At 60.3% G+C, this 14,346-nt stretch carries 13 protein-coding genes, 4 tRNA genes and 1 pseudogene; 9 read left to right on the forward strand and 9 right to left on the reverse strand.

Translation table 11 applies throughout. From position 1 onward, the window contains the following. The first annotated feature begins 43 nt into the window (after nt 1-43). The 4 genes from clpB to ACJA3S_RS03240 all read left to right on the forward strand — a co-directional run bounded on the left by clpB (nt 44) and on the right by ACJA3S_RS03240 (nt 3,313). Complete coding sequence (clpB, locus tag ACJA3S_RS03225) at nt 44-2,608, forward strand: ATP-dependent chaperone ClpB (protein ID WP_186689392.1); 2,565 nt, start codon at nt 44-46, stop codon at nt 2,606-2,608. A gap of 466 nt (nt 2,609-3,074) precedes the next feature. Further along, nucleotides 3,075-3,150 (forward strand) — tRNA-Asn (locus ACJA3S_RS03230). Between the two features lie 4 nt (nt 3,151-3,154). Then, nucleotides 3,155-3,231 (forward strand) — tRNA-Pro (locus ACJA3S_RS03235). 6 nt (nt 3,232-3,237) lie between these two features. After that, nucleotides 3,238-3,313, forward strand: a tRNA-Lys gene (locus tag ACJA3S_RS03240). 228 nt (nt 3,314-3,541) lie between these two features. Here the strand turns inward: ACJA3S_RS03240 and ACJA3S_RS03245 are convergent. The 3 genes from ACJA3S_RS03245 to ACJA3S_RS03255 form a co-directional block, all read right to left on the reverse strand. After that, nucleotides 3,542-4,837, reverse strand: coding sequence for an NAD(P)/FAD-dependent oxidoreductase (locus ACJA3S_RS03245; RefSeq protein WP_170028158.1), 1,296 nt, complete (start codon nt 4,835-4,837; stop codon nt 3,542-3,544). An 84-nt stretch (nt 4,838-4,921) separates the two neighbouring features. After that, nucleotides 4,922-5,095 carry a DUF3094 domain-containing protein gene (locus ACJA3S_RS03250; protein WP_008091951.1) on the reverse strand — a complete coding sequence of 58 codons (174 nt, stop codon included), beginning with the start codon at nt 5,093-5,095 and terminating at the stop codon, nt 4,922-4,924. Between the two features lie 133 nt (nt 5,096-5,228). After that, nucleotides 5,229-5,858, reverse strand: a complete 630-nt coding sequence (locus ACJA3S_RS03255; RefSeq protein ID WP_013970766.1) for a DUF1780 domain-containing protein — start codon at nt 5,856-5,858, stop codon at nt 5,229-5,231. Between the two features lie 191 nt (nt 5,859-6,049). Between ACJA3S_RS03255 and ACJA3S_RS03260 the strand changes: the two genes are divergently transcribed. Then, nucleotides 6,050-6,733: an energy-coupling factor ABC transporter permease gene (locus tag ACJA3S_RS03260; protein WP_406820815.1), complete on the forward strand. Its 684-nt coding sequence runs from the start codon at nt 6,050-6,052 to the stop codon at nt 6,731-6,733. Nucleotides 6,734-6,924: 191 nt separating this feature from the next. On the opposite strand, the gene yacG is transcribed toward ACJA3S_RS03260, so the two are convergent. The 4 genes from yacG to ACJA3S_RS03280 are packed head-to-tail and all read right to left on the reverse strand — an operon-like array spanning nt 6,925 to nt 9,822. Next, complete coding sequence (gene yacG, locus ACJA3S_RS03265) at nt 6,925-7,125, reverse strand: DNA gyrase inhibitor YacG (protein WP_170028160.1); 201 nt, start codon at nt 7,123-7,125, stop codon at nt 6,925-6,927. Beyond that, the gene (gene coaE, locus ACJA3S_RS03270) at nt 7,122-7,745 is read right to left on the reverse strand and encodes a dephospho-CoA kinase (RefSeq protein WP_406820816.1); all 624 of its coding nucleotides are present in this window, start codon (nt 7,743-7,745) and stop codon (nt 7,122-7,124) included. The genes yacG and coaE overlap by 4 nt, the downstream gene beginning before the upstream one ends. Continuing rightward, nucleotides 7,745-8,611, reverse strand: coding sequence for a prepilin peptidase (locus tag ACJA3S_RS03275; protein WP_406820817.1), 867 nt, complete (start codon nt 8,609-8,611; stop codon nt 7,745-7,747). The genes coaE and ACJA3S_RS03275 overlap by 1 nt, the downstream gene beginning before the upstream one ends. 2 nt (nt 8,612-8,613) lie before the next feature. After that, nucleotides 8,614-9,822 (reverse strand): type II secretion system F family protein, encoded by a 1,209-nt coding sequence (locus ACJA3S_RS03280; RefSeq protein WP_406820818.1) that lies wholly within the window; start codon nt 9,820-9,822, stop codon nt 8,614-8,616. 216 nt (nt 9,823-10,038) lie between these two features. Between ACJA3S_RS03280 and ACJA3S_RS03285 the strand changes: the two genes are divergently transcribed. The 3 genes and pseudogenes from ACJA3S_RS03285 to ACJA3S_RS03295 all read left to right on the forward strand — a co-directional run. Continuing rightward, the gene (locus ACJA3S_RS03285; protein ID WP_406820819.1) at nt 10,039-10,449 is read left to right on the forward strand and encodes a pilin; all 411 of its coding nucleotides are present in this window, start codon (nt 10,039-10,041) and stop codon (nt 10,447-10,449) included. Between the two features lie 71 nt (nt 10,450-10,520). Further along, nucleotides 10,521-10,596, forward strand: a tRNA-Thr gene (locus ACJA3S_RS03290). 159 nt (nt 10,597-10,755) lie between these two features. Further along, nucleotides 10,756-10,872 (forward strand): annotated as a pseudogene (locus tag ACJA3S_RS03295) (Arm DNA-binding domain-containing protein); the annotation flags it as partial. A 608-nt stretch (nt 10,873-11,480) separates the two neighbouring features. Here ACJA3S_RS03295 and ACJA3S_RS03300 read toward each other — a convergent pair. Together ACJA3S_RS03300 and ACJA3S_RS03305 are read right to left on the reverse strand one after the other, a co-directional pair. Beyond that, entirely contained in the window at nt 11,481-12,335 is an 855-nt protein-coding gene (locus ACJA3S_RS03300) for a hypothetical protein (RefSeq protein WP_406820820.1), read from the reverse strand. Between the two features lie 259 nt (nt 12,336-12,594). Beyond that, nucleotides 12,595-13,302, reverse strand: a complete 708-nt coding sequence (locus ACJA3S_RS03305; RefSeq protein WP_406820821.1) for a hypothetical protein — start codon at nt 13,300-13,302, stop codon at nt 12,595-12,597. A gap of 140 nt (nt 13,303-13,442) precedes the next feature. Here ACJA3S_RS03305 and ACJA3S_RS03310 point away from each other — a divergent pair, with 140 nt between their 5' ends. Further along, complete coding sequence (locus ACJA3S_RS03310) at nt 13,443-14,156, forward strand: hypothetical protein (protein WP_406820822.1); 714 nt, start codon at nt 13,443-13,445, stop codon at nt 14,154-14,156. Nucleotides 14,157-14,346: the final 190 nt, after the last annotated feature.

The following is a 14,346-nucleotide window of genomic DNA, read 5'->3' on the forward strand; positions in this document are numbered from 1 at the left end:
CGCTGTCCATCGCTCCGACCTGCCCTTTAAAGGAAGGTATCCCATGCGAATAGACCGTTTGACCAGCAAGCTGCAGCTTGCCATATCCGATGCCCAGTCCCTGGCCGTTGGCATGGACCACCCAGCCATCGAGCCCGTGCACCTGCTGCAGGCACTGCTCGAGCAGCAGGGCGGTTCGATCAAGCCGCTGCTGATGCAGGTAGGTTTCGACATCAATAGCCTGCGCCAGGCGCTGGTGAAAGAACTTGACCATCTGCCGAAAATCCAGAACCCGACCGGCGACGTGAACATGTCGCAGGACCTGGCGCGCCTGCTCAACCAGGCCGACCGCCTGGCCCAGCAGAAAGGTGACCAGTTCATTTCCAGTGAGCTGGTGTTGCTCGCCGCCATGGACGAGAACAGCAAGCTCGGCAAGTTGCTGCTCGGCCAGGGCGTCAGCAAGAAGGCCCTGGAAAACGCCATCAACAACCTGCGCGGCGGTGCGGCAGTCAACGACGCCAACGCCGAGGAATCGCGCCAGGCGCTGGACAAGTACACCGTCGACCTGACCAAGCGTGCCGAGGAAGGCAAGCTCGACCCGGTGATTGGCCGTGACGACGAAATCCGCCGTACCGTGCAGGTATTGCAACGCCGGACCAAGAACAACCCGGTGCTGATCGGCGAACCTGGGGTCGGCAAGACCGCCATCGCCGAAGGCCTGGCGCAGCGCATCATCAACGGTGAAGTGCCTGACGGCCTCAAGGGCAAGCGCCTGCTGGCGCTGGACATGGGCGCGCTGATCGCCGGTGCCAAGTACCGCGGCGAGTTCGAAGAGCGCCTCAAAGGCCTGCTCAATGAACTGTCCAAGCAGGAAGGCCAGATCATCCTGTTCATCGACGAGCTGCACACCATGGTCGGTGCCGGCAAGGGCGAGGGCGCCATGGACGCCGGCAACATGCTCAAGCCGGCCCTGGCCCGTGGCGAACTGCACTGTGTGGGCGCGACTACGCTCAACGAATACCGCCAGTTCATCGAGAAGGACGCGGCCCTGGAACGGCGCTTCCAGAAGGTGCTGGTCGAGGAGCCGAGCGAGGAAGACACCATCGCCATCCTGCGTGGCCTGAAGGAGCGCTATGAAGTGCACCACAAGGTGGCCATCACCGACGGTGCCATCATCGCCGCGGCCAAGCTCAGCCACCGCTACATCACCGACCGCCAGCTGCCGGACAAGGCCATCGACCTGATCGACGAAGCGGCCAGCCGCATCCGCATGGAGATCGACTCCAAGCCGGAAGTGCTCGACCGCCTCGATCGTCGCCTGATCCAGCTCAAGGTGGAATCGCAGGCGCTGAAGAAGGAAGAAGACGAAGCCGCGAAGAAACGCCTGGAGAAGCTCACCGAGGAAATTACCCGGCTGGAGCGTGAATACGCCGACCTGGAAGAAATCTGGGCGTCGGAAAAGGCCGAAGTGCAGGGCTCGGCGCAGATCCAGCAAAAGATCGAGCAGGCCCGCCAGGAACTGGAGGCCGCCCGGCGCAAAGGCGACCTGAGCCGCATGGCCGAGCTGCAGTACGGGGTGATCCCGGACCTGGAGCGCAGCCTGCAGATGGTCGACCAGCACGGCAAGGCCGACAACCAGCTGCTGCGCAACAAGGTGACCGAGGAAGAAATTGCCGAAGTGGTGTCCAAGTGGACCGGCATCCCGGTGGCCAAGATGCTCGAAGGCGAGCGCGAGAAGCTGTTGAAGATGGAAGAGCTGCTGCACCAGCGCGTGATCGGCCAGGGCGAGGCGGTAACCGCCGTGTCCAACGCCGTGCGCCGCTCGCGTGCCGGGCTGTCCGACCCGAACCGGCCCAGTGGCTCGTTCCTGTTCCTCGGCCCGACCGGGGTTGGCAAGACCGAGCTGTGCAAGGCGCTGGCCGAGTTCCTGTTCGACACCGAAGAGGCCATGGTGCGTATCGACATGTCCGAGTTCATGGAGAAGCACTCCGTGGCGCGGCTGATCGGCGCCCCGCCAGGCTATGTCGGCTATGAAGAGGGCGGTTACCTGACCGAGGCGGTACGCCGCAAGCCTTATTCAGTGGTGTTGCTGGACGAGGTGGAAAAGGCTCACCCGGATGTGTTCAACGTGCTGCTGCAGGTGCTGGAAGACGGCCGCCTGACCGACAGCCACGGGCGCACCGTGGACTTCCGCAACACGGTGATCGTGATGACCTCCAACCTGGGCTCGGCGCAGATCCAGGAACTGGTGGGGGACCGCGAGGCACAGCGGGCAGCGGTGATGGATGCGGTGGGTTCGCACTTCCGCCCGGAATTCATCAACCGTATCGACGAAGTGGTGGTGTTCGAGCCGTTGGGCCGCGAGCAGATTGCCGGGATTACCGAAATCCAGCTGGGCCGCCTGCGCAGCCGTCTGCAGGAGCGCGAGCTGTCGCTGAGCCTGAGCCCGGAAGCCCTGGACAAGCTGATTGCCGTGGGTTACGACCCGGTGTATGGCGCACGGCCGCTGAAGCGCGCCATCCAGCGCTGGATCGAGAACCCGCTGGCGCAGCTGATCCTGGCAGGCAAGTTCATGCCGGGGACGGCGATTACCGCCAAGGTGGAAGGCGAAGAAATCGTCTTTGCCTGAATAGCAGCACCCTGAGCCCCGCATCTGCGGGGCTTTTTCTTGCCTGTTTTCCTGTGCTGGCCTCTTCGCGGGCATGCCCGCTCCCACAGGAATTGCATAGATTTCGAGGGCTGCGCCGTCCCTGTGGGAGCGGGCGAGCCCGCGAAGAGGCCGGCGCGGCCCCAGCAAATCCGGGGGGTTTAGAATTTCCTGGATAACTTGCTGAAATTTTTGAAATTTTTGCTTGCATCTAAAATCGAGTGCCCCTAATATACGCCGCGTTGTCAGGCACTAAGCGAATCACCAGCAACATCGGTGATCGCAAAACAACTTACAAATCAGTAAGTTGAACGAAAAAAAGTGGTTGACAAGCAAAACGAAGAATGTAGAATAGCCGGCCTCAGCAGCGACAACGCGAAAGCGGATAGCCAAAGAGACCGAAGCTAACACAAGCTTCGAAGTAGTAAAGGTTGTACCGAAGTTCAGTTCCGCGATAGCTCAGTCGGTAGAGCAAATGACTGTTAATCATTGGGTCCCTGGTTCGAGTCCAGGTCGCGGAGCCAATCTCGGGGTGTAGCGCAGTCCGGTAGCGCGCCTGCTTTGGGAGCAGGATGTCAGGAGTTCGAATCCCCTCACCCCGACCATTTTTCGGGTCGTTAGCTCAGTTGGTAGAGCAGTTGGCTTTTAACCAATTGGTCGTAGGTTCGAATCCTACACGACCCACCATGTAAAAAGGGCATCTCGAATGAGATGCCCTTTTTCTTTTGCCTCGATTTTTTCCAGAGCGCCGGCCGTCCGGTGCATCTCGACGCTAGCCTTGCAAGAGGGCTACCAGCCCTGTCGCCGACAAGCCAGCTCCCACAGGTACAGCACAGAACTTGAGGTCTGTGAGCATCGTGGGGAGCCGGCTTGCCGGCGATGGGGCCAGTACAGGCAACCGCTACGGCGTGCCTGTCAGTGCAACTTCAGGCGTGGCTCGGTACCGCGGCCAATCTTGCTGCCCAGCATCATCAGCGCAGTGCGGAAGAAACCGTACAACGCCATCTGGTGCATGCGGTACAACGACACATAGAACATGCGCGCCAGCCAGCCCTCCAGCTTCACGCTGCCCATCAGGTTACCCATCAGGTTGCCCACCGCCGAGAAGCGCGACAACGACACCAGCGAACCGTAGTCCTTGTACGCGTAGGTCGGCAGCGCCTTGTTCTCCAGCCGTGCCTTCAGGCTCTGCGCCAGCATCGAGGCCTGCTGGTGCGCGGCCTGTGCCCGTGGCGGCACGTTGCGGTCGCTGCCGGGTTGCGGGCAGGCGGCGCAGTCGCCGAAGGCAAAGATGTTGTCGTCGCGCGTGGTCTGCAGGGTCGGGCGCACCACCAGCTGGTTGATGCGGTTGGTTTCCAGGCCATCGATGTCCTTGAGGAAGGCTGGCGCACGGATACCCGCCGCCCACACCTTCAGGCTGGCCTGGATCACTTCGCCATCCTTGGTCTTCAGGCCATCTTCGGTCACTTCACTGACGGCGGCGTTGGTCATCACCTTGACCCCGAGTTTTTCCAGGGTCTTGTGCACCGGCACGCTGATGCGCTCGGGCAGTGCCGGCAGCACGCGCGGGCCGGCTTCGATCAGGGTGATGTGCATGTCCTTGGGCTGGATACGGTCCAGGCCATAGGCCGCCAGTTCGTGGGCCGCATGGTGCAGCTCGGCGGCCAGTTCCACACCAGTGGCACCCGCGCCGACGATGGCCACGCTGATTTTCTCGCTGGCCACGTCACCGGCATGGGCGCGCAGGTAATGGTTGAGCAGTTGCTGATGGAAACGCTCGGCCTGCTTGCGGGTGTCGAGGAACAGGCAGTGCTGCGCCGCGCCCAGGGTGCCGAAGTCGTTGGTATTGGAACCCACGGCAATCACCAGGGTGTCGTAGCCCAGGGTACGCGCAGGCAACAACTCGCGGCCCTCTTCGTCGAGGGTGGCGGCCAGCTGGATCTGCTTGCCCTCGCGGTCCAGGCCGCTCATGCGTCCCAGCTGGAAGTTGAAGTGGTTCCACTTGGCCTGGGCCACGTAGTTCAGTTCGTCTTCCGAGGAGTTCAGCGAGCCGGCGGCCACTTCGTGCAGCAGCGGTTTCCAGATGTGCGTGAGGTTGGCGTCGACCAGGGTGATCTCGGCCTGCTTGCGCTTGCCCAGGCTTTTACCCAGGCGGGTCGCCAGTTCCAGGCCGCCGGCGCCGCCGCCGACAATCACGATGCGATGAGTCATGGGAATATCTCATAAGGTTTACGGAATTCGTGGCCCAGGGGGCCGGTGGCACACTGCGCGAGGGGAGGGCGAGCGCGAAGCAGCTCATAGCACCAACCCACTCAGCAGGCGACTGATGAGACCCAACCCGATGGTCACGGCCAGCACCAGCACAAGGAGCAGCCACGGCCGAAAGGGCCTGCGCTCGACTTGGTGCTGGGGGGCTCGCAGATACTCATCGACACGACGCTGATCTTCCGGATTCAGACGGCTGGTCATGGTGGGGCCTCGTCAGGTAGATGTTTGTGACTGCGCAAACGCTACAGCGTTCACGCAGGGGCTTGAAACAAATGATAATGCTTTCTATCTCTGGCGCCGAGTGTACGCCATCGCAAACACTCGCTGCACTGGATCAAAGACTGATGCCCACGTCGAACACGATGCTGCGCCCCAGGTTGCCGCGCAGGAAGTCCGGCGCATCCGGGTGGGCGAACAGCACCCGGGCAAAGGTCGGCCCGACCAGCGACAGCGAGCGCCAGCCTTGGCGCAAGTATTCAGTGGGGGGCGGGAAGTGCGTGTTGAGGTCGAGCACCTCGCGCTTGAGGCTGGCGAAGGCGATGATGTCCAGCTCGTTCAGCTCCAGCCCGCGCTCACGGTAGTTGTGCGCCTTCTTGCGCAAGGTCGGCGCCAGGCGCCCCAGCAGTTCGGTGGCACTGATGCGCCGCGGGCGCGCTTCGCGGCGCACCAGTTGCGCCAGGGAAAACGCACTGCGCCGGCGCTGCAGCTCTTCGCGCCATTCATCGTTCAGCCGGCGGCCCTCGTCGAGCACGAAGAACACCTCGAAGGCGGCGTCGCGGAACAGCACGTCTGGCGGCTCCTGGCCGGCCGGGGTGAAGTCCTCGCTGCGGTAGGGGATGTTAAGCCCCTGCAACAGGCGTTGGCACACCCAACGCTCCCGCTCCCACTTGCGGGCGTTGGAGAGAAAGGCATTGGCTTGTTCGGCCTGGATAGTAAGCAGGCGCAGGTAGTCTGAGTCATCCATGGTGCAAGCTTAGACGCTAATCGATGACGGTAAGATGCTGTTTGTGCGTATAAATCAGCGCCGCCCTTGCTGCCGGCCCTGCGTATTCACCGGGCCAAAGCCCGCCACGGCGCTGCTGCCCACAGCCGAATGAAGCGGAGAATAGGTGTAGACTCGGCCTTGTCCACAGGAATGCAGGGGGCATTGTCCAAGTGATCAGCGCGCAGGTGTTGTCCGGTACCACCCTTACCCTTGGCTGGCTGGGTTACGTACCGTTGCTGATCTGGGCAATCAGCCAGGTGCGCTGGGTAGAGCTGTTCACCGACCGGCGCCGCCAGCACCTGCTGTTCGGCACGGTGTTCTGCCTGTTCGCCCTGTGGCTGGTGAGGCGCGATTTCGATACCGGGGTGTCGTACCACTTTATCGGCATGACGGCGGTGACGCTGTTGCTGGACTGGCCGTTGGCCGTGCTTGGCGGTTTCATGGCGCAGCTCGGCTTGCTGGTGCTCGGGCGCCAGGACCTGGCCGCGCTGGGGATCAATGGCTTGTTGCTGGTTGGCTTGCCGGTGTTGATTGCCGAGGCGTGCGCGATAGGGGTCGAGCGCGCTCAACCCAGAAACCTGTTCGTGTATATCTTCTGTTCCGGCTTCTTCCCCGCAGCGCTGACGGTGCTGGCCTGCCTGTCGGTCGGGTTGGGCTTGCTGTGGCTGAACGGGCGCTTCGCCATGCCGGAGTGGCTCAGCGACTTTGTCGGCTACTTGTGGCTGATGATGTTCCCCGAGGCGTTCATCAATGGCACGGTGATCAGCGCGCTGGTGGTGTTTTGCCCGGAGTGGCTGGAAACCTTCAACCGCACGCGGTATTTGCAGGCGCCGTGGAAGGAGGATGAGCGATAGCTGTGCAGCCACATGCCCCCTGTGGGGCGGGCTTGTGTCGCGAAAGGGCAGCGAAGCAGACCCGGCGATAGTGGCCATGACGCCATTGAAGGGGGCCGCTTTGCGGCCCATCGCGACGCGAGGCCGCTCCTACAGGGGCGGAATGCGGCAGCAGGTTGCCAGCGAAGGCCGGCATGGCAGGTGTGGTGGACTTAGTGGCGCGGTTCCAGGTCGCCCGAATACAGCTCATCCTCGGACTCGTCCGAACCCGGGATCTTGTGCTCCTCCGCCGCCCAGGCGCCCAGGTCGATCAGTTTGCAACGGTCCGAGCAAAACGGCCGGAACGGGCTTTTCTCGTTCCATTCCACAGGTGCGCCACAGGTCGGGCAATCGACGGTCAATGGCTGGCTCATGGCTGGCCTCCTCGTAAAGTCAGGTAAAAGTGGTGCAGGCGGTCAATCTGTTCATGCAACGCGGCGAGGTCGCCGTCATTGGCCACCACATCGTCGGCATGGCGCAGGCGCTCCTCACGCGCCAGTTGGGCCTTGAGTATGGCCTGCACCTGCTCGGTACTGGTGTTGTCCCGCGCCAGGGTGCGCGCCATCTGCAGTTCTTGTGGCGCATCGATCACCAGCACCCGTTGGGTTTTCTGGTATTGCCCCGACTCGATCAACAGCGGCGAGACATACACCGCATACGGCGACTCGGCCTTGGCCAGGTAGCTGAAGATCTCCTGGCCGATCAGCGGATGCAGCAATTGCTCCAGCCATTTGCGTTGCGCCGGGTCGGCGAAGATCAGCTGGCGCAGGGCCGTGCGGTCGAGCTGGCCGTCCGCTTGCAGCACGCCAGGGCCGAAGCGCTCGACGATGCTGGCCAGCGCCGGTCGGCCAGGTTCGACCACCCAGCGCGCCGCCTGGTCGGCATCGACCAGGTGCACGCCAAGCTCGACGAAGCGCTCGGCAGCGGCGCTCTTGCCGCTGCCGATGCCGCCGGTCAGGCCGAGAATCCAGGGGGTAAAGGCCGCAGTGGTCATCAGAATCCAAGCAGTTGCAGGTATGAGGCGTATATTTCATCACCCCAGAGCACGGCAATCCACCCCGCAATCGCCAGATAAGGCCCAAACGGCATCGTCGTGCCCAAGGCATGCCGGCGCAGGCGCAGCAGGCACAGCCCCACCAGCGCCCCGACCAGCGACGACAGCAGCAGCGTCAACGGCAATACCTGCCAGCCCCCCCAGGCGCCGATCAGTGCCATCAGCTTGAAGTCGCCGTAGCCCATGCCCTCCTTGCCGGTGACCAGCTTGAACAGCCAGTACACCGTCCACAGGCTGAGGTAGCCGATCACCGCCCCCCACAGCGCACTGGCCAGGGGCACATAGAGGCCGAAGGCGTTGACGATCAGCCCCAGCCACAGCATCGGCAGCACCAGCACATCCGGCAACAGCTGGTGCCTGGCATCGATCAGGCTCAGGGCCAGCAGGCACCAGGTCAGCGGCAGTGCCAGCACGGCCTCGAGCGAAACACCAAAGTGCCAGGCCACCACCAGCGAAAGCAGCGCGCTGGCCACCTCCACCAGCGGATAGCGCGGGCTGATGCGGGTCTTGCAGGCTGAACAACGCCCGCGCAAGGCCAGGTAGCTGATCAGCGGAATGTTCTCCCACGCGCGGATTCGATGACCGCAATGCGGGCAACGCGAGGCTGGCAGCCACAGGTCGAAGCGTTCCTGCGCCGTTGTCGGCAGCCCCAACACCTCCTGCGCCTCACGCTGCCATTGCTGCTCCAGCATGATCGGCAGGCGGTACACCAGCACATTGAGGAAACTGCCCACCAGCAGGCCGAGCAGCGTGGCCAGGGTGAGGAAGTACGCTGGCTGCTCCGCCAGCAAAGTCCATGAAGTCATGTTCAGATCAAGCTACCCAACTGGAAGATCGGCAGGTACATCGCCACCACCAGGCCGCCTACCAGCACGCCCAGGATCAGCACGATGGCTGGCTCCAGCAGGCTGGTCAACTGGTCCAGCGCCTGGCTGACCTGTTCCTCGTAATGGCTGGCGGCTTTCTCCAGCATCTGGTCCAGCGTACCGCTGGTTTCACCGATGGCCGTCAGTTGCACCAGCAACGGCGGAAACAGCGGCTCGGCGGCCATCGCCTGGTTCAGCCCCTGCCCATTGGCCATGCCTTGGCGCAGCCGCAAAACCGCCTGTTCGTGCAAGTCGCCACCACTCACCCGTGCTACCGTGCCCAACGCATCCAGCAACGGCACCCCGGCGGCATAGGCCGTTGCCAGGCTACGGGCAAAGCGCGCCAGCGCCGCCTGCGCCAGCAACTTGCCGAACACCGGCAAGCCCAGCACCTGCCGCGATAGCCACAGGCGCGTCGGTGCATGCTGCCGGTAGAGCCGGCGCATGGCGAAACCGAGCGCAGCGCCCAGTACCACCAGCAGCGGCGCAAACCGGCTCAGCATCGCGGACAAGTCGATGACCCATTGGGTGTACGCGGGCAGCGCCGCGCCCATGCCTGAAAACAGGTTCTCGAATTCGGGAATCACCTCCAGCAGCAGAATCGCCGATACCCCCAACCCGGTCAGCAACAGCAATAGCGGGTAGATCATCGCCTTGCGCACTTTCCTGTGCAGCGCATGGCGTTGTTCCAGCATGCTTGCCAGCTGTTCCAGCTGGCGGTCGAGCGTGCCGGATTGCTCACCCACCCGCACCAGGTTGCAGTACAGCGCATCGAACCAGCCTGGGTGGCGCTGCAACGCGTCCGCCAGCCCCAGGCCCGACGCCACATCCTGTTTCAATTTGCCCAGCAAAGCTGCCTGCCCCGCATCGCAGCCACTGCGCCCCATAACCTCGAACGCCTGCAGCAGCGGTACCCCGGCCTTGAGCAAGGTCGCCAATTGCCGGCTGAACCCTGCCGGGTCGGCTTTCGCCTGGCGTTTCGGCAAGCTGAAGGTCAGCCCGCCAGCAGGCCGCAAACCTGCCACTTTTATGCCCTGACGAATCAGCCCGGCGCGCACATGTGCCGGGCTACGCCCGGGCGTCTGGCCGCTGACCGGCTGGCCGTTGGCGTCGGTGCCGTGCCAGGTGTAGAGAGGAGTCGATGGGTTCATGCCAAGGTCCTTTTTCCTGCCCGTGCGACAAGCTTCGAAACAGCTTGCCGCGTCCATGCCAGGGCGCGCGTCCATGATGCTCACTAGAGTAGTTCAGCGAAGATGACGCCCAAGCGGGCAGGGGTGACAAAAGGTGTCTGTTCAGGCCTACTGCGCCGCTGCCGGTTGGGGCGAGACAGACCTCAACGAGTACGCGTATCAAAAAGGAAACTGTTCATGAAAGGGCAACGCGGTATCACCCTGATCGAACTGATGATCGTTGTCGCGATCATCGGCATTCTGGCGACCATCGCCTTACCGATGTACACCAACCACCAGTCCCGCTCCAAGGCTGCGGCCGGGTTGCTGGAAATCAGCGCGCTGAAGACGGCGATGGACCTGCGCCTGAATGATGGCAAGGACGTGGCGACGGTGGCCGAGCTGGGTGGGCAGCCGGCCACGGCGCATTGTGCGATCACGGCCACCGGCAAGGCGGCGGACGGCACCGGGAGCATCGTTTGTACCCTGGTGGACGCGCCGGCTACCGTGCTCGGCAAGGCCATTACCCTGACGCGCGCGGCGGCTGGCTGGGCGTGTACGACCGACATTGAAGAAGACTTGGCACCGAAGGGGTGCAAGGCGCCTTGAGGGTAGGGTAATAAGGTAGGCGAAACAGGGGTTTGCGTAACGGGTGCGAGCAGTGGTACGTTGCGCTACACGCCGGTGTAGCTCAGTCGGTAGAGCAGCGCACTCGTAACGCGAAGGTCGCAGGTTCGATTCCTGTCTCCGGCACCAGTTCAGGTTCCAGTGAAGGCTACCAAAATCTCTGGAACCCCCGTAAACCCGCCTTCTGGCGGGTTTTTTCGTTATGGCGTTTCGTTGGGTTCCGACAGCTGCTAGCCGATTGAGGGGTAACGTTTGGGATAAAGTCGATTCGATAAAGGGTTTACCCTTATCGCTCGTACTACGGCTTCCCTGACTGACACTGCATGCCGCTCGGCCAAATCTACTGACCGCCCATACAAGCTTTTCGACGGTGACGGTCTTTACCTCCTTGTTTACCCCAATGGCATATAGCTTCTAGGCCCGTCAAGAAAGTGTATTTTTCGAATGGTATGACTAAGATTAGGGGTAGTTTATTTTGATCGGTGACCTCTAGCTCTCGCAGCTCTCTCCCGCACTTGAAAGATATACCGAGGCCCATATGGCCTTCATGTCGCCCCGTATAATCTATATATTTCAACTGGATGCCAGCAGCCTCGCATCGCGCCGCGAGAGCTTTTTAAGGGCTTCAAAGTCCCCTGCAGACAACTTCAAAATCTATAAAAATTAGACACCTTCAATCCTTTATTAGCGGCCAAGCTTCGTACGATATCACAACGCCGTCCTGGATAAACGGTACGGGCAGTTTCCCGGCATCTGTCACTGTGGGGCCGCACATGCGAGCGATCCAGCGAATCCATAAACGCGTCATTTCTATTTATGTGGCTGCCAATGGTTCACCTCACCGCTCGCCGCACCTCGCGTACACCGATTTCATAGAGACGAGGTGTGTAGCCGATTTCTGCCAGCCTCACAGACCGCTATGGATCGTTAGCTTTCGTTCGCGAGGGACCGCTGTCGACCGTTAAGCCGCCATTCCAGGTGACTACGAGACCCTGGACGATTCAGGCTTCACTCTAGAATCTGGGAGAGGCGCCTCGGGTCGTGGGTCGCTCATCGTCATCATCAGGATCTGGGTCTTGATTGAGAGCAAGAGAATCATCAGGATCAGACAGCATCGGGCCCGTTTGTGGAGCATTTGGACTTACAGGCCGAAACCAACTGCTGAAGGCTAACGCTTCCTCTTGAAGAAAATGCTCAATCCGCTTTTGCTGAATAGAATTCAAGTAGCCCCCAGCAACGCCTCGTCCCAGGGAGTGGAGTAGTAAGTCGAGCTTCTTGGAATCCGGTTCATCGAAGATTTTCACGCTCTTGGTACCGTAAATCAGCATCATCAATCCATTGCTTAGGATTGCCTCAGCACGAATCGCAGCGAAAATTCGCGCGAATCGTGTGGTTTTATCGCCACCAGCGGGGATGCTTTTCAACCAGTCCAAAAGTGTTGTGTGCTTCGGATAGTCTGGGTACCTATCCGGAAGCAGCGAGGGCACGGAGCGCTTTACCGCCTGAAGCGTAAGCGTTGGGAAATTACTCGGTTGCGGTTTTTGGTAATAGGCCAAGGTATCTACGGTGTTATAAACGTAAGTAATTGGAAAGCCGGCACTTTCAAATTCCAGATACTCAATTAATTGTTGGTCGTCGAATGAGAGCAGTTCACCTCTGGCGTGGACTTTCGTCTCAGCGAGCAATAGCGTCGAATCATCCAAGGTAGCTAAAAAATCCGCGCAGACTTTTCGCAGGGAGCCACCTTGCTGATTTGCGTAATACTCCAAGGCTGAACAGCGGATACCATTGTCCCGGCAGTAGGCTTGGAGAGATGCCACTATAGCCGTCTGGACCTCGTTTTCTTTGGGCGTACGGCTTCTCTTCATCCTCATTGATCCCTCGGCTTTATTTCCTCAAGCCATGGATAGTGCGATAGTGGCCCTGAGCCGTCAATCTGGCAGCAATAGGCGTGGGTCCAGTCGACGCTCCTGACTTCAGCCTTAGCGACGACAGTGTCCTCACCGCATGGACTTGAGCAAGCATGACTTTGCGTGCAGCCCTAGGACTCACCAGCGCTTCCGTCACGCCAGCAGGGTCGATAGCTGTCTCTCGCAGCTCAGCCCCTGAGCTAACGAGCACTCATGGTTACCCAAAGGCGGACTCAAAGACACTGAGCGCCTGGTTTACCTTGTATCGAAGCATCAGCGATGCAGAAAGTTTCACCATCGCTTCGAACAAGACATGCCCTGATTCGATCTCACATTGACCAACGCAACGCCCGCCATACTCACCAGGCTCGTACGCGTAGACTGTGTAGAAAACCCTGCCAGACTTGCGGTTCAATCCCGCAGTGATATGTGTGACGGTCCCAGCCATCACAGTTGAGTAAGGTTGTGAAAACTCCAAGACGTCGTCAAACGGAATAAACATAGCCGAAGCGGACATCACAAAGAGACTCGCGATATCTAATGCTTCTTCAACTTTTCCAAGCTCAGGTGTTGCGTACTCATGCTCAAGAATATTTCTCATATCGACGACTTTGCGCAACAAGCTTGGTGCCATTAGCCCGAGTGCCCTGACACGTTCGGTTTTTTTGGGCACGTTCCATCTAAGTGGCTGGTAGCCAAAAGAGATCAACAACTGATCGAGCTGGCTGACAATGGCACGTTTCGCATTGGTCGTTGCGTTGATAAGAGCCGCCAAGCCGCCCCGTTCAAAATCGTCCTCCGCCAATGATAGGAACTCGGCTGGTGAAGTCTTCAATTCAGCCATTCCAAAACTGCCACCGCCCAACGCGATCTCACACTTGCTCATATCAAATTTATGAGCGACGCAAAATTCTTTGATATCCATCTCACTTCAGCCTATTGCCAGGTAAAAGAAACAGTCTATCAGCGCCGACGTACGTTTAACTCAGTCGATGGTAGCGGACAATATGAGAAAGGGCGCGCCATGCGAAATCCAGGTGGCAAGGGCCTTCGGAGGTGCCCGCAATGCTGCGCCGGCAGCTATCAGCTAAGGGAAATAACTTGGAAGGTAGACTAAGGGCCGAGCTGACCGCAATAAGCCCTGGCATCGGCGTTCATCTGCTGCCTGAGGCTACCATTCCCGGGGTATGGCCGCCTGCAGATGTGTTGGTCACCTTGCCTGTGAACACCGATGGAACAGGCGTGGATCTAGAGAGTGGCTGGGCAGCCTGGCGCGCTCTCGTTGATGACGGGCGCAAGATTTGCGTCCTGCCGGTCATGAACAAGCTCGGATTGACGAATCTCGCTACATCTGGCTTCGACAGTCTGTTCCCTGTCCTACCAAATGAACTGGCGCAACCCTGGTGTGCCGCCGCAGGACTCCAGGCAGCTCCGCTGGATTCGCTAAACGTATTTACTCGTCTCACCAATCCGTTGGCAGAGCTCCAAGGTATTGATGCGTATTGGAGCAGCAAGGGAACCAGGATGCCCGAGGAGGAACGCATCTATCGGGCGATCTTCGAGACTCTCGACGAAGCGAGGGAGGCTTGGAGCAACTTGGCACTCACGGATGACATCAAGGAGGCTGGCCTGCAACTTGTGGATGCCGCTCTTCAAGGCGAGCTCTCGATTGCGAATGCCGCTGCAAGGCTGCTGCACGGCGAGCGGACCCAGACTATCGAAGCCATCGAGTCATTCGTCCTAGGACTTACCGTGTTCGACTGTCAGCGCAGTGCATAAGCTCGGCAATGAAAGCTATTGATGACCACCCTCCTGCTGAATGTGGGTGGTGGCTCGGCGTAGCACTTTGAATTCCTTCCAGACTGGTCTGCCTCAAGTCAGGGCTTTTTTCACGATGGTTCGCCACCTGGAAATAGGCTGAGGATAGTTTTAGAGATAATGAGTCATTCCCTGAAGAACAATACCCATT

It is taken from the genome of Pseudomonas sp. KnCO4 (assembly GCF_045344305.1).
In the GTDB taxonomy this organism is placed as follows: Bacteria; Pseudomonadota; Gammaproteobacteria; order Pseudomonadales; family Pseudomonadaceae; genus Aquipseudomonas; species Aquipseudomonas anuradhapurensis.